This is a genomic window from Moraxella tetraodonis (assembly GCF_022359095.1).
Classification (GTDB): Bacteria; Pseudomonadota; Gammaproteobacteria; order Pseudomonadales; family Moraxellaceae; genus Faucicola; species Faucicola tetraodonis.
Genome location: NZ_JACSYB010000001.1, coordinates 757,384 through 776,742, shown reverse-complemented (window position 1 = coordinate 776,742; position 19,359 = coordinate 757,384). Strand labels below are relative to the sequence as shown.

Here is a 19,359-nt window from a genome sequence, read left to right as displayed (position 1 = left end):
TATTTAGTCACGGTCAGCAGGCAACGCATACGTACCGACTGCATGCGCCACAGGTCTGTCATCACCTTCTGAATAAATCAATACATCGCCTACTGCAAGCGTGCGCCCCACTTTGATAAGCTGGCATTTGGCGATAAGGTTGGCTTGTGCAGAGGGTTTTCGCAGAAAAGACACATTAAGATTGGTGGTCACTGCCAATGGGACGATACCAATTTCGCCCAAAATAGCCACATATAGCGCAACATCAGCCACTTTCATCATCACAGGCCCTGATACCGTGCCACCCGGTCGTAACTCATCATCACCGATAGGATGGGATACAATGGCTTGACCGTTACCCACCGATTCGATGTGGCAGTTGGCTTGGGGGAAAGATTGCTTCAGAAAAGCACTCAGTTCTGCTTTATTGGCGGGCATAGACATTCCTTATCTACAATATTTTTGTTAAAAATCGACGTTGTTAAAAATCGACGTTTTGAAAAATAGTGGTTGTGAAAATTTATTGACTGGTTTTAGTTTGGGTGATGCGCTCAAATTTGAGCAGCAACTGCGCTGGCGTCTCCAGATAGTTCGGATCTCTTGGGATGCAATCAGGTACAGGACAAAACAGCGAACACTGCGGCTCATCAAAATGACCGACACACTCGGTACACAGCGCAGGGTCAATTTCATAAATCAACTCGCCCACATAAATCGCATCGTTGGGGCAAAGTGGCTCGCAGACATCGCAGTTGATACATTCATCAGTGATTATTAATGCCATAGCTTTTAAAACGTTTACTAAGAAACGGTTATTTTACCACGACTTACCAACCCTGTTGTTTTTTTCGTTCAAATGCTTCTTCGACACACGGCGGTACAAATTTACTCACATCACCGTCTAATTTGCCAATTTCGCGCACCAGTGTCGAGGAGATAAAAGAATATTGCTGCGATGGGGTCAAAAACACCGCTTCAAAATTTGGGTCTAGTTCACGATTGAGATTGGCGAGCTGAAATTCATACTCAAAATCTGACATCGCCCGCAATCCACGCAGTACACCTGTGGCTTGTTGATTTTTTGCCAAATCCACCAATAACCCATCAAAGCCAATCACAGATATATTGCTCAAATCTTTATCATGACAGGCTTTTTCTACCAGTCCAATCCGTTCCTCTAAAGTAAATAGCGGTTTTTTATGATGCCCAATCGCCACTGCGACAATCACCTCATCAAACAGGCGGCAAGCGCGCTTAATCAAATCAAGGTGCCCTTTGGTAATCGGGTCAAATGTACCCGGATAGATAATTTTAGTATAAGGGGTTGCAATTGGCTGGCTGGCTGCTGACATGGCTGTCTCTTTATGATAAATAATGCGCTATTTGGCGCTAACAATACGGCTAAAACAAAGATTGCTAGTTTGTTGCTAATCCTAGCAAAATTTGACGCCAATTAACAATTAAATCTCACTATCAATTTGTGTGTAGCGTGTTATCATGACAGCTTTGCAGCATTTTACCCAAAGCTTAATTAAAATTTAGGGTAAAGCGTAATAATGAAAAACCTAGCAATTAAAAACTTAGTAATCCAAAGCCCAATAATCAACAACTTAAACTTAGTAATCAAAATCTATGAATTGATTTATTGGGATTTATCGCCATATTAAACGGCTTGTCATACTGATTTATGGCAACCCGATTCTTGTAATAAGATTATGGCAATAAGATGATTAAAACATGCTGTGCAGCATTGGGTATGTCCGCGATGTTGCAGCAAGGAAACCTAAATGACTAAAAAACCAAAAATGCCTAGCCTGATTGCTAGCAACAAAAAAGCGCGTCACGAGTATTTTATTGAAGAAAGCTTTGAAGCGGGGCTTGAGCTACTCGGCTGGGAAGTCAAATCCATCCGTGCCGGTAAAATGCGTATCACCGAAAGCTATGTGATTTTTAGAGATGGTGAAGCCTTTTTGTTTGGCGCGCATATTCAGCCGCTGTTATCGGCATCGACTCACATTGTCGCTGACCCCCTTCGCACCCGTAAACTACTGCTGCACCGCCGCGAGATTGATAAGCTCTTTGGCATGGTTAACCAAAAAGGTCATACCTGTGTGGCGCTTAAAGTGTACTGGAGTCATGGACGCGTCAAATGCGAAATTGCCCTTGCGAAGGGTAAAAAACTGCACGATAAACGCGCCACTTTAAAAGAGCGTGATTATCAACGCGAAAAACAACGCGGACTGAAAAATCTTGTATGATGAACCAAGACCGCAATTTTGATGACATCAGCGCGCATTTTGAGAAAAAAATATACGGCGGCTTAAAAGGTGAAATTCGCCTTGCTGTGCTGCGCCATGATATTTTTGGCTGGGTAAAGTCATGGCAACAGACACACAACCGACCCCTTCGCGTGTTGGATGTTGGTGCAGGTTTGGCGCAAATCAGTATCGAACTTGCCAAAGACGGGCATGACGTCACCATCAATGACATCTCTGCCAATATGCTTGAGATTGCCAAACAAAACGCAGGCGAGGCGGCACAAAATATCACCTGGCATACCTGCCCTTATCAGCAATTGGATGATAAATTAACCGGCAAATATGATTTAATCCTGTGTCATGCGGTGCTTGAGTGGTTGGCTGAGCCAAAACTGATTATGGATTTTTTTGATCGGTGGCTTGTCGATGATGGCGCTGAAAAAGGGGTGCTATCGCTGTGTTTTTATAACCCTGCCAGCTTTGTGTACCGTAACTTGGTGATGGGCAATTTTAATCTACTAAATAACAAAGATTTTAAAGCCGATAATGGCAGTTTGACGCCCAATCACCCGGTGGCAAAAGATGAGGTGATTGCTTGGATTGGTGACCATCATTACCAAATCTTTCATACCTCAGGGTTACGGGTGTTTCATGATTATTCACCGCTCAAGCGTGGTGGACATACCAATCCACAAGCGGTAATTGATATGGAAGTCGCCTATAGCGGACAAGACCCTTATAAATGGCTAGGGCGTTATTTGCATTTTTTGGTGAGCAAAGCTAATTAGTAATAACCCGCTTGCTGCATTGAATCGACTGCCAGCGCTTGTCTTTCGCCATAAAACCTCACAGGTATCGGGCTGACTTCAATATCCCCCCAAGATTTGAGTAATACCGAGGCTTCGGCATTGGGGTCAATCGGAAAGGTGTTACTTAAACTGGCATACAGCGATTGCTGATCTTTGGCAGCCAGCCATTCAATCAGCCCTAAAGCTAGCTCGGTATGCTTGGCGGCATGGGGAATGGCAACCCCTGTGATGTTGGTACTGACGCCGCCGTAGCCCTTATTGATCCATTTGATTTTAATCGGGGTATCGGGATGCGCTTGTAGATAGCGTCCGTAGTGGTTACTGTTGACCAGACCGATTTGGCATTTACCGCTTTCTATGGCCTTTAGCACTTCACTGTCATCCAGCAGCAGGGGTACACTCAGATTGGCAAGCCAACCTTGCATCACTTCTTGGGTGCGTTTATCGCCCAGATTATTGATGAGATTGACCACCAGTGATTGATTAGGGATGTATTTGCCTTGGCTTAGGCACAGTTTTTGTGACCATTTGACTTTGGCCAAGTCGGCATAGCTTGAGATATCATTGCTATGGAGTACACGACTATCATACACCGCAGTACGTGCGTAGCTCGATAACGCAATCCAATTGCCATCAGGATCGCGGTAACGCTCTGGGACATGCGCCACTGCTTTTTCGGCATTAAAGGGTTGTAACAACCCCTCTTCGACTGCGGTACTAAAAATACCCGCATCTTCAGTCAAAATCACATCCGCAGGGCTATTGGCACCTTCTGCTTTTAACCGTGCCAAAATTGACATTGGTTCATCTTGCACGATATGAATCGGCACATTGACTTGCCTAGCATAGCTGGTTAATAACGGCTCAAGCGCCGCTTTGTCAATGGAAGTGTAAATCGTGAGTTGGTTGGGCACTGCAGCAGTTGTACTCGCAATACTGGCATTTGGCGTTGCATTGGTATTACTGGCATTATTGCCATTAGCGCTCGAAGCGGTGGTCGAAGCCGCTTGCGACGTTGGGGATGGCGGCGTCGATGACGGGCTACAGGCAGTTAAGGTCGCACCCGATATACTCACCAAGGCAATTAACAAAGCGCTGATGGCTGATGATTGCGCATTGACATTGGTACGCACCTTATGACCCATCATACAACCCATCACATCACTTGCTTTCAACACAGCTTAACCTTCTTCAACAGCTTTGCCTGACCATCGCTCAATGGATGATGGCTAAATACATCATCGCTCAATAGAGCGCCTAAAAAACTTTGGATGATTATAGCATTTTGCCCCAACATAATTCTTAAAAAAACTTTGAATTGATGGGTTTTTAACCCTAGGTGGTCTCAACAATTTTTTGTATGCAAAAAATGCCCTTGTTGCAAAAAGTGATGGATTTGCATCGCTACTTCATCATTTATCAGTAATCCCGTATGGGACGCATTGACGATGATATGGTCTTTGGCAGCGGCAAGCTGGGTTTCATGAACAAATACCGTGCCGTCATTGGGCTGCAGATGCGGCTCAAGCTTGGCGAGTTCACGGTTACGGGGTAATACCACTTTGCCAAGCCCCACCGAACGAACCCCCGCAATAATCCCTAGCTGTACTTCATCGTTGAGTGCCGGCGCATTGCCATCTAGTCCCTGCAGATACGAGCGACCGACGAATTTGGGCAGGATTTTGACGATATTATTGGCACTGATGCTACCATTATGCGGCGTTCCAAGTGTCACACAGCGCGTAATCTGCCACTGTGGATAGCGCTGCAAAAAGTCTCGAATGACCAGACCACCAAGACTATGACCGACCAAATAAATAGGCACACCCGCTTTTTCATGTTTGGTGAGCCAGCGGTGCAAACGGCGGCTATGATTGGCAAGATTATGCGCGACGCTAAAATACCCGAACCTGTGACATTCGTAGCCGAGTTTGCTGAGTTTTTTGGCAAGCGGTCGCATCGCCCAGGCATGCATGTGCAAGCCATGAATGAGAATGACAAGCGGTTTGGATTGGCGTTTTATCATAAAGCCTTTTGTATCTACAATTTTTATCTATGATTTGTATTTATGATGCTAAAAATTTGGAAAGAATGCCTCCCGCTTAGCTTATCATTTTCTCGGTTACCGCGACGGATTTGCAAAACATTGTTACCATTTCATACTATAATTGCGGTTTGTGAATTGATAATAATGATTTTATACAGGCTTTTTGCTTTGAAATTTTGGCTTAAATTGGTTTACATAAGGCGCGCTATGGCATTTGAATCCCCAATCCAACAAGCTTTACAATACTACCCTATCACGTTGGCGTTGGTAGTAATTTGCATTGGGGTGTTTGCATTACAGCTATTTTTTGGCGTCAATCCGACCAATCCTACTAATCAATCGTTAATTGCTTGGGGTGCCAATTTTTTACCCTTTTCGCTAGGTAAAGCGCCGTGGCGATTGGTGACCAGCTTGTTTTTGCATATTGGTTTTATGCATTTGCTGTTTAATATGTTTGCTTTATATTATTTTGGACAAGTGGCTGAGCGGATGTTTGGCGCTGTCAATTTTTTAGCGTTGTTTTTGTTATCAGGGGTTGGCGGCAATCTGCTCAATAACTTTTTGGGCTTGCATAGCGTGATGGCAGGTGAGCCGCCGATTATTAGTGCCGGTGCGTCAGGTGGTATCATGGGCATTGGGATGGCGCTATTGGTGACAGCGCTAACCAAAACATCATTCAATAATTTTGCATTAAATTTTCGCTCGTTACTGATAGTCATGGTGATTAATTTAGGCTATGGTTTTTTGGTGGGTGGTATCGATAATGCCAGTCATGTAGGCGGTGCAATTATAGGTGGCTTGCTGGGTATAGTGTACGTCATGCAGTATCGCGTTATCCGCCAGCAGCAGATATTCGCCCATCAAGCTAGTAGCACACCTTGGCCACCCCATCATCTTGGCAATGGACCAATCTCTGGCAGTACTGCCCCATTCATACCGCCTTCTTTAGTGGTGTTAAAGGGTAAAATTATCACCGCAAGCTATGTAGTGTTGATAGTGGGATTTGTGGCGATGTATGGCTGGCTACATATCAGTTTTATGCAATTACTCAATCATGCATTGCCAAGTATTATCCACTAACTGTTAATAATTTTTTAACGGGATAAAAATTTTAGGAGTTAACCGTCTAAAACGCTTATTCCTGCGCCCTTTTGCCAATCTTGTTTGCCAATCTAGCAAGTGACAATGCTATAATAGCGCCACTATTTAGCCAGTGAAAAGGACCAGCCAATGACCGTCATCAAGAAAGACGACTTTATCAATTCTATCGCCAACGCCTTTCAATACATCAGTTATTATCACCCAAAAGACTTCGTTGATGCTGTATATGGAGCATGGCAAAAAGAAACCAACCAATCTGCCAAAAACGCCATGGGGCAAATCCTCACCAATAGTCGTATGTCAGCGATGGGTCATCGTCCGATTTGCCAAGATACCGGTAGTGCGGTGGTGTTCCTTGATATCGGTATGAACGTGCAATGGGACTTGCAAGGCTCAGCGATGAGCGTTGAAGACATGGTTAATGAAGGGGTACGCCGTGCTTACAACAATCCAGATAACCCACTACGGGCATCCATCCTAGTAGACCCAATTAGTAAACGTCAAAACACCAAAGACAACACGCCAGCGGTGGTGCACATGAGCGTGGTACCGGGTGACAAAGTTAATGTGATTTGTGCCGCAAAAGGTGGCGGTTCAGAAAACAAAGCAAAATTTGCGATGCTAAACCCCTCAGATTCGATTGAAGAATGGGTGTTAAAAACCGTTCCTCAAATGGGGGCCGGTTGGTGCCCACCTGGTATTTTAGGTATCGGTGTCGGCGGCACGCCAGAAAAAGCCATGATGCTTGCCAAGCGCTCGCTCATGGAACACATCGATATCCATGATTTACAAGCCAAAGCCCAAAGCGGTGCCGAGCTTGATAGCGTTGAGCGCTTACGTCTTAATATGTACGACAAAGTGAACGAGCTTGGCGTTGGCGCTCAAGGTCTTGGCGGCTTGACTACGGTACTCGATGTGAAAGTACTAGACTTTCCTACCCATGCCGCAAGCAAAGCCGTTGCCATGATTCCAAACTGTGCGGCGACTCGTCATATTCACTTTACCCTAGACGGTCAAGGTGAAGCAGCCTTGCCGGTACCTTCACTATCAGATTGGCCAGAAGTGTCATTTGGCTCCGATGATGTGATTAAAATCAATGTTAACGACTTAACCAAAGAAACCTTAGGTCAGTTTAACATCGGTGATACCTTACTACTTAGTGGTAAAATCTTAACGGGTCGTGATGCCGCCCATAAACGCATGGTCGATATGCTTGCCAAAGGTGAAGCGCTACCCGTTGATTTACAAAATCGCTTTATTTATTATGTCGGTCCTGTCGATGCCGTGGGCGATGAAGTGGTCGGTCCGGCGGGTCCCACCACCTCAACGCGTATGGATAAATTCACCGACACAATCTTGGATCAAGGCTTGATTGGGATGATCGGTAAATCCGAGCGTAGCCCTGCGACCTGTGAAGTCATCGCCAAACATGGCGCAATTTATCTGATTGCCGTGGGCGGTGCCGCTTATCTGGTATCAAAAGCTATCAAAGGCGCTAAAGTGCTTGCCTTCCCAGAGCTAGGTATGGAAGCGATTTATGAGTTTGAAGTAGAAGATATGCCGGTGACGGTCGCTGTTGACAACCAAGGTAACAGTATCCACCGCTTTGATAAAGTCGCAGAACGCGCCCAGCAAGTGATTGCCGAGCCTGTACGTTTTGTGCCTTAGTCAATTTTTTCAAGATTTTTAATATAAACAAAAGCCTTAAGCATTCCCTTAAGGCTTTTTTTAGGTTAAAAAAATACCCAGATAATGTAATATCTGGGCAGGAGGAAAAGTGGAGAAGTTTATAGTTATTGTTATAGCTAATTGTTATTATTTATAATATTTCTTTTTTTAACTGTTTAGCTTTGCTACAAATAAACCAATACACCCATCAAACCGTACGATAGGAGCTTTGGGTAGCATTTGGCATGACAATCCATAACACGATATATATCAAAATGCCTGGTACTGCGACACTTGCAGTTGAGATAATCACAAACAACAAACGCACCAATGTTGCATTCCAGCCTAAATACTCTGCAATACCCCCATCACACCGGCAATCATACGATGATTCTGAGAGCGATGAAGTTTTACCAGTTTATTTGCCATTCAATTTTTTACCTGTTAAAAACAAAAAAAACCACTTACGACTTAGTTAAAACCTAACATCTTTGAAATTTAATGCCTTTAAAACTTAATGCCATCAGCTAAAATTATTGGTTAAAGACGCTATGTTTTGGTTACGATTTATTATAAGCAAATGCAGGGTGTAGTTGGGTGACAAAACGTAGAATGATGTTTCTTTTAGTAACTTTTTCTACAGCATTATTATCATGAGCGATTATAACAAGCAGTGTTATCGCGGCTATCTATATAGCGTGTTTAGTAGCGTGTGTGCACTGTTTCTTACAAATTGTGATACTAGCGTTACAAACGATTGTAACTTCGTAGAAGCTAATCGATTATCATAGCGTTACTAACAAGATGTATCCAAGTAATCAAAAAATCAAGTCGCTAAAAAATAGTTAAAAAACCGTGATGAAGTATTGAGGAAAGCATGATGCAAGATGTGGGTATCATTATTGGACATTTTGAGCCGCTGCATTTGGGGCATGTAAGAACGATTTTACATGCGTCTGGGCAAGTCAAAGATTTATATATTTTTATTACTCCCCACCCTGCGCCCAATCCAAATTTTTCCATTGATTTGAAAGATAAAGCGCGCTGGATGACGATGGCATTTGCTGATTTGCCATTTGTACATATAGAGATTTTACCTGATTTGGTAACGCCCTCGTATGAAGACAATTATCAAGATTTGAGCGTTGATCAGGTCAATGCGGTATTAGCGGATTTGCAACAACGCTACCCTAAGTTGAGCGCGTCTAGCGATGAGGCAGAGGTAGTAACCCCGGTTGTGTTTATGGATGAAACCCATCCGTTTGTCGATTATGATTTACATTTACCTGTAGTGACCACGCCACGCCAGCACGGCTTTGATAGCCGCAAGATTCACAATAATCCCGCGCTGTATTGGTCAGCCATTCACCCGCAAGCGCGAGGTGACTACACCAAAACTGTGGCATTGGTGGGTGGTGAAAGCTCAGGTAAAACCACACTACTGCATAAATTAGCCAACTATTATGGTGCAAGCTATGGCTTAGAAATGGGACGGCTGTTTGTGCAAACTGATTTGGGGGGTACTGAGCTTGGTATGCAATACGATGACTATCCGCTCATGGCAACTGACCATGAGCAAGCGATACGCGTCGCCAAACGCTTTGCCCCTGCCCCAATCACTTTGGTGGATACAGATTTTGTCACCACGCAAGCATTCTGTGAAGAATATGAAGGGCGTACCCACCCGTTTTTGACCGCTTGTATCGATGAGTTTCGCTTAGATTACACCCTGATGCTTGCCAATAACACCCCTTGGGTCGCCGATGGGATGCGCTCTTTAGGCAGCGAGTCCCAGCGTGAGCGTTTTGAAAATCGTTTAAAACAAATCTTTGCCCGCCATCATATTGCCCCGCTGTTTATTGATAGTCCAGACTATCACCAGCGGTTCTTGGATGCGATTGCGCTCATTGATGCACACGTTTTTCACCACTACCAAGATATCGAGGCATAAAATAATTTTGTAGACATACTTGCTAGACATGCTTGGTAAATATGCTAAAAATTTTTGGTTTTATTTTTTAAAACTTAGTTAAAAAAATGTTGTTATGGTTGTAATGACTGTTGGAGGCGAAATGCGAATTGCAATTTTGGATAAAATTACCGGTGAATGGGCACAAGAATGGACGGTGGTATGGTTCTTTTTTGGGGTGGTGGCATTGGCTACGGGCTTTTGGTTGACCACAGAACATCGAGCGTTAGACTGGTTTTATTTGGGGGTGTCTTTTATCGGGCTATTGTGTGTGGTGTCGCTGAGTTTTCGCCGCAATATAGCAGGTAATGGCTTTGGTATGTTGGCAACGGCGGGCGAAACCATTGTACAGGGAACCGCAGGTGCGGTGGGTTTGATGCTTGCGCCGCTGTTTAACTTTTTTACCCATTTATATGGCATTTTTTATTGGTCAAAAAATACCGATGGCGATGGCAATATGATTCCCAAATCAGCCAATAAAATTGTGTGGTTGGTAACCATTGCCTTTATCGCGATTGGCTTGGCATTATTTCCAACTGTCAATAATTGGCTAGCGTCGATGGGTTATGGCGTGGTCGCCAACGATGGCAGTAAATTTTTGGGCGTAATTGATTTTTTTTGGATTAATGTGTTGGCATTTGTGCTATCTATCACAGCGCAAGCCACGATGATTTTACGCTATTCATTTAACTGGTGGTTATGGATTGTGGTGAATTTTGTCTGGCTGATTGTCAACTTGATGTCGCAAAATTATATTTTTGCCATTCAAACCATGGTGTACCAAATCAATGCGTTTGTGGGGCTGTATGAATGGTATCGCAGTGAGCAAAAAGCCAAAGGCTTAGCCTAGTAGCCACTGATATCAAAAGCCATTGTTATTAAAAGCCACTGATATCAAAACCTATCAGTGTAAATTCGCTGATTTGAAAAACGACTAGGGTGTGATACGATTCAGGGGTAACTGATGGGCTTCACACCCATTTTTTATCAGCAATTTTTTTCATTGTTTTTATTATCTTTAAGGAAGAAGATTATGGCAACCGTGACCCTGCTTCATTCAAAAAAATCCCTACAAAGCTGGCTGGCTGACTACGCTGTGAGCCACCAACATCCTATCAATAAAAAAATTCATTGGCTGTGCGTACCCACGATTTTTGCCAGTATCTTAGGCATGGGAATGTCATGGCAGGCGGCGTTTACGTTGGTATTGATTGCTTTGGTAATGCTGTTTTATCTACGCTTGTCTACGCAATTATTTATTGCCATGGGCATGTTTGTGCTGTTTTGCTTGGCAGCGATTGCTATCTTGCCATTTGGGTTTAAGTTTTGGTTTGGCGTATTTGTGGTCGCGTGGATTGGGCAATTTGTCGGTCACAAAATTGAGGGCAAAAAACCGTCATTTTTTGAAGACTTACAATTTTTGTTGATTGGGCCTGCCTGGGTCGCGAATTCGTTGAGTGAAAAATTGGCAAAACCTAAATCGTCATAAAAAACTTCATATTCACTAAGAAAACCCAACATATTACAGCGGCTATTTCCTAGATAATAACTGCAATGGCTTTGACTATCGCTAGGTTTTTTGGCGATGTATGGTCGACCTACTCATTTTGAGTGCCATATCACTTGTTAGCTTGCCGTTATTATGATTAAAAAAGTATCCAACCGCTGGCAACGTATTGACGTGCCGCAAACATTACCGACTATTCACGCGGCTTTGGCTTATTGTAAAAGCCAATTAAATAACTTGGGTGATAAAGGCTTTATCCAAATCAAAATTGCCGATGGCGAGTATTATTTAAGCCAAGTTGAAATTGATTTTTTTAGTGATCGGGTAGAGATTGTTGGCAATTTGGACAATCCTGATAAGGTACAGCTACATTTTGATGATGCCCATAACCGCTGTGGCTTTTTGATGCAGCGGGGCAACGGTATTTTTAAAATCGATGGCATGACTATCAATGGCACTAAGGCGTTTTTGGGCTATGGACAGTGGCAAGATGAAGGCTATGGTGCCGGTATCATGTGCAATTACAATAGCCAAGTGCTCGTGGGGTCAAAGGTCCGTATCAATAAGTTTTATTATGGGGTTGCTGCCCGCTTTGGCTCAAGTATCCGCTGTGAGCCTGGGGTGATTGTACAGTTTGCGGGGGACGTCGGGTTTTTTGCGTATGGGGGCTCGATAGATGCCCAGCAATGCGAGGCGTATCACTGTGCGCATTTGGATGAAGAGTTGGGTTTTGGATTTTGCGCGGAATCTAGCGGCTTTGTCAATGCCGACAACAGCGTGTCTGCCCACAACCATATCGCAGGGTTTTATGCACTCACCAATGGCTCGATGTGGTGTCATGATACCAGTGCCAGCGAAAACAAACATGGCTTTTTGGCGCTGCACAATGGTATGCTAAGCTGCAACAGCATCAACCGACGTACCAATGCCTATCGCAATTATGGCTATGGCTATTTTGCCGACAATGGCGGGCGTATTTTAGCCAATCGCAGTCTTGGCAATGAAAACGTGATCGGTGGCTATTTTGCCCGTCATCACGCCAGTATCGATATCACCCACGCCAATGCCAACCACAATCAAGGCCACGGCTATACCGCAATCAATGCTACCTTGCTCGGTAACGGTGCTGAAGCGCGATTTAATCAAGGTAACGGCTTTGTTATAGGGCAGTCAGGCTTTTTGGATGGCAGTTTTTTGATGGCCTATGGCAATGCAGGCTATGGCTATCACTTAGATCATTGCCAAGCCTTTATGCCCAATGCCCGTGGCTGGAAAAACGCGCTGGGTCGTATGTATAAAGTCCATAGTTACGTCGCTATCAAATAAATTTTCCACGCCTTGCCGCGGTTTTTTGCTTACTGTTGTTTCGCCTTTTAATCTTTTAGCCTGTTAGCTTATCGTTAATAAAAGCCAATCTTTCATTAAATCACAGCCTATATTATTTAGATTCGTCAGGCTCTCACCCGCTTTTTCCCGCATTTTTGGTGCTATGGCTTATTCTCAAAAATTGTCAACATCGATTGATCGATTGGTTAAAAGCGTTCCAGCCAATGTTAAGCATTGTGATTAAGCCCTATAATCGATTTTTTTCTCGCATTCTTACCTAAATTTACAATAAGTAATGAATAAGTAATATCATTTGGTAGGGATTCGTTTTAAGGTATTGAAATTAAAATAACAATCAAATACTTGATTTTATTAAAAATACAAAAAATTTTAGTTTAAGTCTATCACTGCAATATTAGGAACATAATAACAATGAAGCGGCTAATCTTTGACCTAGATGATACCCTATGCACCACCCAAAACGGCGACTATGCCAATGCCCAACCCATCACCGAAGTTGTCGAAAAACTTAAAGAATACCATCGACAAGGGTTTACCATTGTCATCAATACCAGTCGCAATATGCGCACCTATCAAGGCAATATTGGCGCTATTAATAAAAACACGTTGCCAATTATCATCAATTGGCTGGCACAACATGATATCCCGTATGATGAATTATACGTGGGTAAGCCTTGGTGCGGCTTTGAAGGGTTTTATGTAGATGACAAAGCTATTCGACCCGACGAATTGGTCAAGTTAAGCTATGCAGAGATTTGCCAGCTGCTTGATTTAACACCTTAATAAAAAATAAAAACAATAACGACATTTAAGGTAATTTAACGCCATGATACTCATTAATGCCTCTTCCTATGTCAATGCTGAATTTGAAGCAGAAATTGGGCGCATTCCACCTTGCATGCTGCCCATCGGCAATAAAAAACTGTTACAACTCCAAGTCGATGTGGTACGCAAACACTTTCCCAATGAAAAAATTCTATTGTCACTACCCGAAGCTTATACCTTGACCCTCAATGAAAAAGCAGTGATTGAGTCTCTGCCCATTGAAGTGGTGACAATCCCTGAAAATTTGGCATTGGCTGAGACCATTTTATATGTGCTTAATCTAGCCATTGATAAATCATACCAGCATATTCGTATCATCCAAGGGGATGTATTTTTACCCCAGTTAGTTGATTACTCAGATTGTATTGGCGTGTCGGATAAAACGCGCCAATACGACTGGCAACAAACCAAAAAAATGAAAGAAAACCCCACCGATTGGATTGGCTATTTTGCCTTTTCCTCACGATTGGAGTTGATTAAAGCCCTAGCGATTAGTAAGAAAAATTTTGTGCGGGCGATTTATTTGTACCAACAGACGATGCCAATGAAATCGGTCAACATTGAGTCGTATTATGACTGCAGTAATTTTGTCCATTATATTCATGCCCGTGCCAATATGACCACCGAACGAGCCTTTAATTCACTGCAGATTCGTGAAGGCATTGTCACCAAAAGCAGTGACGACAACACCAAAATTGAAGCGGAAATTTATTGGTACACCCATATTCCTGCGCCACTTAGACGTTTTACCCCGCAGTTGATTGATTATCAGCAAGTGGACGGGCAATTTAGTTATAGCTTAGAGTTCTTGCCATTGTTACCACTCAATGAGTTGTATGTGCATGGGTTAAATACCACTGAATTTTGGCAACATATTTTTCAGTTATTAAAAGAATTTTTTAGTATGGCCAATCAGTCCGACGTGCATCGTCATATCGAAACCGGGTTTGCCAAATCGTATGCCGAAGATTTGTACCATAAAAAAACCTTAAAGCGGCTGTATGCGTATGCCGATGATGCCGATGTCGATTTGAATAAAGCTGTGATATATGATGAAACGATGCTTGGCAGTACGCTAGAGATTGCGCAGGACTGTATCGACAAAGCCTTGGCACTGCCAAACACCGTGAGTGTCATGCATGGCGATTTATGTTTTAGCAATATCATGTATGACATGCGCGGTCGCCGGGTAAAAGTTTTTGACCCACGCGGCACGGATTCTAACGGTAATTTTAGTATTTTTGGCAACGCAAGCTATGATTTAGCCAAGCTCACCCATTCTGTGATTGGTATGTATGATTTTATCATCGCAGGGCGTTATGAAATTATCGATAGCGCTAGCGGTAGCGATATACGATTTGATATTGATAAGCGTTTGGAGCAAATCCAGCAAGAATTTTTTGCCGGCACCTGGGTCAATGACATGACCACAGAATCTATCATGCCAGCCGTGGTGTTATTGTTTTTATCCATGCTACCCTTGCACGCAGACAGACCCGATCGCCAGCGCGCCATGCTGCTTAATGCGTATCGTTTATACAAAATGTATGTGATGGAGGCAGTGACATGTTCGTAATTCCGATGGCAGGCTTAAGCAGTCGTTTTTTTAAGGCGGGCTTTGAGGTGCCTAAGTATCAATTGTCGATTGCCGATACCATTGTATTTGATTTGGCAATCAAGTCGTTTGAGCGCTATTTTAGTACCGATTTATTTTTGCTTATCGTGCGCGATGTGTATGATACCCCGCGATTTGTTGCTGAGCGATTAACACGCTTGGGTGTGCGCAATTTTATGATTCATACGCTTGATGGCGAGACAGCGGGGCAAGCTGAAACAGTAGCGCTTGGACTGGGGCTAGGACTTGAACTGGGACTCGGTAATCCTAGTATTGATGACGATGAGCCGATTTATATTTTTAACATCGATACCTTTCGCTATGGTTTTGAAAAACCTGACTGGGTAGAGTCTGTTGATGGCTATTTAGAAGTATTTGAAGGCGAAGGCGACCATTGGTCATTTATCGCTGTCGATGACGATGATAAGGTAATTAAAACCACCGAAAAACAGCGTATCTCCAATCTTTGCAGTGATGGCTTGTATTATTTTAAATCCAAGCAGCAGTATCTATCGTTGTTTCAACAAGCGGTTGCCCAACAGTTGACGGTTAACAACGAATATTATATCGCCCCGATGTATAATTTATTAATCGGACAAGGCGGCAGGGTTGGCTATGTCAAAATCACGGATGACGACATTGATTTTTGCGGTACGCCGGATGAATACCAAGCGCTTAAAGCCCACGGTTTAAAGATTGATGTTTAAAGGCTCATGTTTAAAGATTGATTTTTAAAATTGGCGTTTAATTGTTTAACTGTTGAAAAAAAGCTTACCATCTGTTGGGTAAGCTTTTTTATTTAGCGGATTTAGGGATAAAGACGCGAGAAAATCTGGTGTTGATCCACTGGGCTATTTTGATAAAACTCTGCCGCGGCAATACTTTTCATCACCGCTCGTTCATCCGCATGCGCCAAGCGGGTTTCGTCAACTTGGTTGGGGTACCAATATTGATAAAACAGCTGATACCAGTCATCATGGCTGATGCAGTTCATTGCCATAAAAGCATCGGTCAATGTCCACTCGTATTTGGGTAACCGTAGTCCGTAGTCTGTCATATCAAGCACAATCACTTCACTCGCCAAAAATGCCTTATGCGCGTCTAGAATCTGCTCGTTGAGTTCATTATAGTAGCTTGGCGTGGCAGCGTAGCCGATTTGATTAGCATAATGACTGGCAATATGCTGCTCGACAGCCAACCGCGTGCGAAAGGTATTGTCCGCAAATTTGGCATCGATATCTTGTGCATGCGATTCAAAATAAGTGGCATTGTCACGACTCATCAGAGGTGCCGACCAAAACGCCTGCAGTCGATCGGTCTTGCCAAATTGCGCCCAATCGCTAATATGAAACGCCATATGCTCAAACATGCTGGGGTCGATGGTAAAAAATGACGGCACTACAATCGGCGAATAGTCAGTTCCTTTACTTTTTGAGGATAAATGGCGCTGGGAATGTAATGTTACTTGCTGGGTATAATAGCGATAAAATTGTAGCAGATTGTCATTGAGCAAGTAGCTATCGGTGCGCAGTTTGAGCGCATATTCGGTGCTGACTTGGTTGAGACCCGCTTGCGTTGAGATGATTTGTCGATTGACGTTGTTAGGGGCGTCGTAGCCAAATTTGATATTGGGTAGCCCACCAGGATCTGGGTTTAAAATCAGCTGATCGATACCCAATTTGTCGGCGCTGTCAAACTCGGTGGGCAACGCAAGCGTATCCCAAGTCGATAACACAATGGTTGCATGGGGCAAAGCTGCTCGGGTTTTAGCGACGTTAGCGATAAAATCACTGCCGTCATCGCCGCCCTGCCCTAGCTGGTGAACGTTGATGCCGCCTTGAAAAATAACCGTCACTGACTGACTGGGGAGAGTATTTGCTTGCATAGGTTTCCATGATGCTGGTTATCAGTTAAATTGTTATCATTAATTATTGTTATCTGCTAACCCGTCATTATAGCGCAATTTTGTTCAATTATCGGTCAGTGATTTGTTATCTGACTTTGATGCGCCAAACTGTTAGACATTGGCTGTTAAACATTAGCTTTTAGACATTGGCGCGAAGCATCACACTGGTCGCCCACGCGCGATGCGTGGCTGGCTCAAGCATACTGTTGTCTTGCTTGAACACCGCCTTGGCATCGGCGGCAAGAATGGCGGTGGCTTGACTGCGCTCTACATCGTTGACATAAAAAGCTTGCTTGACTGCGGCAATTTGCTCAGGGTGAATGACGGTTTTGCCCACCAGTCCCAAGGCGACATCTTGCCGCAATTCTTCAGCAAACAAGGCAGGTTTATCCAAATACTCAAACACCGGCGCGGTCAAATAAAAACCCTGCGGCACAAAACACGCAATTAACTGATAGATAAGTATACCGACTGGGGTTTGATAGATCGTCACATCGGACGGGCGACGCAAGCGCAGCGAGGCAAATAAATCATTGCCGCCAATACGCAGCGCCAAAATCGACTGACTAAACCCTTCGCTAAACGCTAGCGCCAGTTCTTGGTTGTGTATCGGGTTAAAGATGAGCCGAGTCTCAAGCGTCGGCATCAATAGCTGTGTCGATGGCAATGCCTGACAAGCCAAGCGCCAATCAGCAAGGCTTTGCATATCGATTTTTGGTAACACAAAGCCATCCACCAAGCCAATCGCCTGCCAACTGGCAAGCTCGCTGAGCATCAAGGCGTTGCGCGGTCGGATAAACACCATCGGGCGTGAGGCTCGCGGTGAAATTGGGCGCGATTCGTCACCAAAACCATGCCTCTGGGCGTGCTGAGCCCATGTCGCAAGCAGCTGCTTTAAGTTTGCGAGCGCGGCAGGAATCTCGCTTTCACTTACCGCATCTTCCAAACAAATCACGATACTATCAATCTGAGCCAATTTTTGCTGGCTAATAATTTGCCAAATATCTTGGCGCGTGGCTGGCATATAAAGCGTCGCACCCAGCTGGTAGGGATTGATAGTCGGTGCAACAGACGCAGGTAAAAAATGATTTACAGGGTGTAATAGTGTCATAAAAAGTACAATGTGCGTAAAAGAGCGGTTAGGATAAATGGGCGGTTAACAAGGTCGATGAGCGCAAAGATGCGGTTATCATTGGCTTCTGTCCTTAATAATGGTGACAGCTTGGTAAGGTGCAATACTGGTATCTGCAATTAATTGAATATTTTTTTCCTCACAAAGATGACGCAGTAATGCTGTATCTTGTCCGTCTGCCATCTCATTGACCAATACACACTCAGGGTCGCGCCGTAATATCGCGCGGGTCGCCTCGGCGATGGTGGGTTTAATACGGTTGCGATTGCTGATGGCAAAGCGCGCCGCTAAGTCATCTATCACAGACTGGGTGGCAAAAATCGGCAATAACTTGCCCGTTAGCGGTGTTGATAAGGGCGTTTGCTGACGCAGCGCATCAATGGTTTGGATAAACTCGCCACTGCGATCCCAAGGCTGTAACTTGTCATAATACACTGCTTGGTGCAGTCCATCACTGGGCTCACGATACAGGGTACGCGATATCAGCCCAGAGACAGTGCTATTGAGCAAACTTGCGGGCATTAGCCAATCATCATCACTTGCCGATAGCCAAGCCACCCCAGCAGGATCTGCCAACGTCACCAGTGGAATCACCCCGTCACCTTGGTGAAACAGTTGCGCTTGTTGCCGCTTATCAGTGATTTGGGCTAAACTTCGTTGCAACTCACCATAGATAGCCCCTTTACCCGTCCAACCATCGACAAACACAATCGGGCTATGGGGATGCTGCTGCAAAATATATTGCAAGGCAACAGGGTCAAGCCCGCGGTCACGGATGATACTCACCCCATAATGCTGACTGGCTAACGCATAACTGGCAGATGCATCACTAAGCGCTTTTTGTAGCAAGACCCCAATCGGCAATCCTGCCCGCACGAGACTGACCAATATCAGCGGCTGCGAGGCATTCACACAAGCATGAAATAGCTGATATAAGCTAAAGGCAAGGCTTGTGACATCATTTGCCATGCGCTGTTTGCCTGCCGCCAATGCTTGATTGTACAAGGCTTCATGCATGGCGCTTGGCGGTTTTTCAAGCGTCAACATATCTGAATAATGGCGCTGACCTGATTGGATTAACGCTTCTTTTTGGGTTGGGCTGATATCATTGACGCTATCAGCACTGACGATATCGAGCAGCAAGGTAACCTCAGAAGATAAATAACTACCCGAAAAATTTGCCTGAGTCGTCATGA

19 protein-coding genes and 1 pseudogene are annotated in these 19,359 nt (G+C 44.2%); 11 read left to right on the top strand and 9 right to left on the bottom strand.

Annotated features, from left to right (window positions below; translation table 11 throughout):
• Window positions 1–3 precede the first annotated feature (3 nt).
• From H9W84_RS03470 to coaD, 3 genes are all read right to left on the bottom strand, one after another.
• Window positions 4–417, bottom strand: coding sequence for a PaaI family thioesterase (locus tag H9W84_RS03470; protein WP_007115445.1), 414 nt, complete (start codon window positions 415–417; stop codon window positions 4–6).
• 82 nt (window positions 418–499) lie between these two features.
• Window positions 500–763, bottom strand: coding sequence for a YfhL family 4Fe-4S dicluster ferredoxin (locus H9W84_RS03465; RefSeq protein WP_095356403.1), 264 nt, complete (start codon window positions 761–763; stop codon window positions 500–502).
• Window positions 764–806: 43 nt separating this feature from the next.
• Window positions 807–1,331 carry a pantetheine-phosphate adenylyltransferase gene (gene coaD / locus H9W84_RS03460; RefSeq protein WP_219298921.1) on the bottom strand — a complete coding sequence of 175 codons (525 nt, stop codon included), beginning with the start codon at window positions 1,329–1,331 and terminating at the stop codon, window positions 807–809.
• 435 nt (window positions 1,332–1,766) lie between these two features.
• On the opposite strand from coaD, the gene smpB reads away from it, so the two are divergent.
• Both smpB and H9W84_RS03450 read left to right on the top strand, forming a co-directional pair.
• Complete coding sequence (smpB, locus tag H9W84_RS03455; protein ID WP_007115442.1) at window positions 1,767–2,237, top strand: SsrA-binding protein SmpB; 471 nt, start codon at window positions 1,767–1,769, stop codon at window positions 2,235–2,237.
• The gene (locus H9W84_RS03450) at window positions 2,234–3,025 is read left to right on the top strand and encodes a methyltransferase domain-containing protein (protein ID WP_239741678.1); all 792 of its coding nucleotides are present in this window, start codon (window positions 2,234–2,236) and stop codon (window positions 3,023–3,025) included. Before smpB ends, H9W84_RS03450 begins: the two co-directional genes overlap by 4 nt.
• On the opposite strand, the gene H9W84_RS03445 is transcribed toward H9W84_RS03450, so the two are convergent.
• Together H9W84_RS03445 and H9W84_RS03440 are read right to left on the bottom strand one after the other, a co-directional pair.
• The gene (locus H9W84_RS03445) at window positions 3,022–4,224 is read right to left on the bottom strand and encodes an extracellular solute-binding protein (protein WP_239741676.1); all 1,203 of its coding nucleotides are present in this window, start codon (window positions 4,222–4,224) and stop codon (window positions 3,022–3,024) included. The genes H9W84_RS03450 and H9W84_RS03445 overlap by 4 nt on opposite strands.
• A gap of 167 nt (window positions 4,225–4,391) precedes the next feature.
• Window positions 4,392–5,072, bottom strand: coding sequence for an alpha/beta fold hydrolase (locus tag H9W84_RS03440; RefSeq protein WP_239741674.1), 681 nt, complete (start codon window positions 5,070–5,072; stop codon window positions 4,392–4,394).
• Between the two features lie 228 nt (window positions 5,073–5,300).
• Between H9W84_RS03440 and H9W84_RS03435 the strand changes: the two genes are divergently transcribed.
• Together H9W84_RS03435 and H9W84_RS03430 are read left to right on the top strand one after the other, a co-directional pair.
• The gene (locus tag H9W84_RS03435) at window positions 5,301–6,173 is read left to right on the top strand and encodes a rhomboid family intramembrane serine protease (protein WP_239741673.1); all 873 of its coding nucleotides are present in this window, start codon (window positions 5,301–5,303) and stop codon (window positions 6,171–6,173) included.
• A 150-nt stretch (window positions 6,174–6,323) separates the two neighbouring features.
• Window positions 6,324–7,862 carry a fumarate hydratase gene (locus H9W84_RS03430; RefSeq protein ID WP_239741670.1) on the top strand — a complete coding sequence of 513 codons (1,539 nt, stop codon included), beginning with the start codon at window positions 6,324–6,326 and terminating at the stop codon, window positions 7,860–7,862.
• A gap of 208 nt (window positions 7,863–8,070) precedes the next feature.
• Here H9W84_RS03430 and H9W84_RS03425 read toward each other — a convergent pair.
• Window positions 8,071–8,291 (bottom strand): annotated as a pseudogene (locus H9W84_RS03425) (PspC domain-containing protein).
• Window positions 8,292–8,739: 448 nt separating this feature from the next.
• Here H9W84_RS03425 and nadR point away from each other — a divergent pair.
• The 7 genes from nadR to H9W84_RS03390 all read left to right on the top strand — a co-directional run bounded on the left by nadR (window position 8,740) and on the right by H9W84_RS03390 (window position 15,832).
• Window positions 8,740–9,813, top strand: a complete 1,074-nt coding sequence (gene nadR / locus H9W84_RS03420; protein ID WP_338106427.1) for a multifunctional transcriptional regulator/nicotinamide-nucleotide adenylyltransferase/ribosylnicotinamide kinase NadR — start codon at window positions 8,740–8,742, stop codon at window positions 9,811–9,813.
• Between the two features lie 121 nt (window positions 9,814–9,934).
• Window positions 9,935–10,681 carry a nicotinamide riboside transporter PnuC gene (gene pnuC, locus H9W84_RS03415; RefSeq protein ID WP_239741668.1) on the top strand — a complete coding sequence of 249 codons (747 nt, stop codon included), beginning with the start codon at window positions 9,935–9,937 and terminating at the stop codon, window positions 10,679–10,681.
• Between the two features lie 183 nt (window positions 10,682–10,864).
• Window positions 10,865–11,320, top strand: a complete 456-nt coding sequence (locus H9W84_RS03410; RefSeq protein WP_239741665.1) for an Mpo1 family 2-hydroxy fatty acid dioxygenase — start codon at window positions 10,865–10,867, stop codon at window positions 11,318–11,320.
• A gap of 153 nt (window positions 11,321–11,473) precedes the next feature.
• Entirely contained in the window at window positions 11,474–12,664 is a 1,191-nt protein-coding gene (locus H9W84_RS03405) for a hypothetical protein (protein WP_239741664.1), read from the top strand.
• A 432-nt stretch (window positions 12,665–13,096) separates the two neighbouring features.
• Window positions 13,097–13,468, top strand: a complete 372-nt coding sequence (locus H9W84_RS03400) for an HAD-IIIC family phosphatase (RefSeq protein ID WP_062334198.1) — start codon at window positions 13,097–13,099, stop codon at window positions 13,466–13,468.
• A gap of 43 nt (window positions 13,469–13,511) precedes the next feature.
• A complete protein-coding gene (locus H9W84_RS03395) occupies window positions 13,512–15,086 on the top strand; it encodes an aminoglycoside phosphotransferase family protein (protein WP_239741662.1) in 1,575 nt (524 codons plus the stop codon).
• Complete coding sequence (locus H9W84_RS03390; RefSeq protein WP_203171586.1) at window positions 15,077–15,832, top strand: glycosyltransferase family 2 protein; 756 nt, start codon at window positions 15,077–15,079, stop codon at window positions 15,830–15,832. Before H9W84_RS03395 ends, H9W84_RS03390 begins: the two co-directional genes overlap by 10 nt.
• A 101-nt stretch (window positions 15,833–15,933) precedes the next feature.
• Here the strand turns inward: H9W84_RS03390 and H9W84_RS03385 are convergent, their stop codons facing one another.
• The 3 genes from H9W84_RS03385 to H9W84_RS03375 form a co-directional block, all read right to left on the bottom strand.
• Window positions 15,934–17,010: a WavE lipopolysaccharide synthesis family protein gene (locus H9W84_RS03385; protein ID WP_239741660.1), complete on the bottom strand. Its 1,077-nt coding sequence runs from the start codon at window positions 17,008–17,010 to the stop codon at window positions 15,934–15,936.
• Window positions 17,011–17,170: 160 nt separating this feature from the next.
• Window positions 17,171–18,142, bottom strand: coding sequence for an HpcH/HpaI aldolase/citrate lyase family protein (locus H9W84_RS03380; RefSeq protein ID WP_275579714.1), 972 nt, complete (start codon window positions 18,140–18,142; stop codon window positions 17,171–17,173).
• 78 nt (window positions 18,143–18,220) lie between these two features.
• Window positions 18,221–19,357, bottom strand: coding sequence for a cysteine protease StiP domain-containing protein (locus H9W84_RS03375; protein WP_239741657.1), 1,137 nt, complete (start codon window positions 19,355–19,357; stop codon window positions 18,221–18,223).
• Between the last annotated feature and the right edge of the window lie 2 nt (window positions 19,358–19,359).

Bases quoted from the DNA above. Each gene is read 5' to 3' on its own strand.
- H9W84_RS03470 (WP_007115445.1), bottom strand. From the start codon at position 417: ATGCCCGCCAATAAAGCAGAACTGAGTGCTTTTCTGAAGCAATCTTTC.
- nadR (WP_338106427.1), top strand. From the start codon at position 8,740: ATGATGCAAGATGTGGGTATCATTATTGGACATTTTGAGCCGCTGCAT.
- H9W84_RS03390 (WP_203171586.1), top strand. From the start codon at position 15,077: ATGTTCGTAATTCCGATGGCAGGCTTAAGCAGTCGTTTTTTTAAGGCG.
- H9W84_RS03380 (WP_275579714.1), bottom strand. From the start codon at position 18,142: ATGACACTATTACACCCTGTAAATCATTTTTTACCTGCGTCTGTTGCA.
- H9W84_RS03440 (WP_239741674.1), bottom strand. From the start codon at position 5,072: ATGATAAAACGCCAATCCAAACCGCTTGTCATTCTCATTCATGGCTTG.
- H9W84_RS03450 (WP_239741678.1), top strand. From the start codon at position 2,234: ATGATGAACCAAGACCGCAATTTTGATGACATCAGCGCGCATTTTGAG.
- H9W84_RS03435 (WP_239741673.1), top strand. From the start codon at position 5,301: ATGGCATTTGAATCCCCAATCCAACAAGCTTTACAATACTACCCTATC.
- H9W84_RS03430 (WP_239741670.1), top strand. From the start codon at position 6,324: ATGACCGTCATCAAGAAAGACGACTTTATCAATTCTATCGCCAACGCC.
- H9W84_RS03400 (WP_062334198.1), top strand. From the start codon at position 13,097: ATGAAGCGGCTAATCTTTGACCTAGATGATACCCTATGCACCACCCAA.
- H9W84_RS03405 (WP_239741664.1), top strand. From the start codon at position 11,474: ATGATTAAAAAAGTATCCAACCGCTGGCAACGTATTGACGTGCCGCAA.
- H9W84_RS03385 (WP_239741660.1), bottom strand. From the start codon at position 17,010: ATGCAAGCAAATACTCTCCCCAGTCAGTCAGTGACGGTTATTTTTCAA.
- H9W84_RS03375 (WP_239741657.1), bottom strand. From the start codon at position 19,357: ATGACGACTCAGGCAAATTTTTCGGGTAGTTATTTATCTTCTGAGGTT.
- smpB (WP_007115442.1), top strand. From the start codon at position 1,767: ATGACTAAAAAACCAAAAATGCCTAGCCTGATTGCTAGCAACAAAAAA.
- pnuC (WP_239741668.1), top strand. From the start codon at position 9,935: ATGCGAATTGCAATTTTGGATAAAATTACCGGTGAATGGGCACAAGAA.
- H9W84_RS03465 (WP_095356403.1), bottom strand. From the start codon at position 763: ATGGCATTAATAATCACTGATGAATGTATCAACTGCGATGTCTGCGAG.
- H9W84_RS03395 (WP_239741662.1), top strand. From the start codon at position 13,512: ATGATACTCATTAATGCCTCTTCCTATGTCAATGCTGAATTTGAAGCA.
- coaD (WP_219298921.1), bottom strand. From the start codon at position 1,331: ATGTCAGCAGCCAGCCAGCCAATTGCAACCCCTTATACTAAAATTATC.
- H9W84_RS03410 (WP_239741665.1), top strand. From the start codon at position 10,865: ATGGCAACCGTGACCCTGCTTCATTCAAAAAAATCCCTACAAAGCTGG.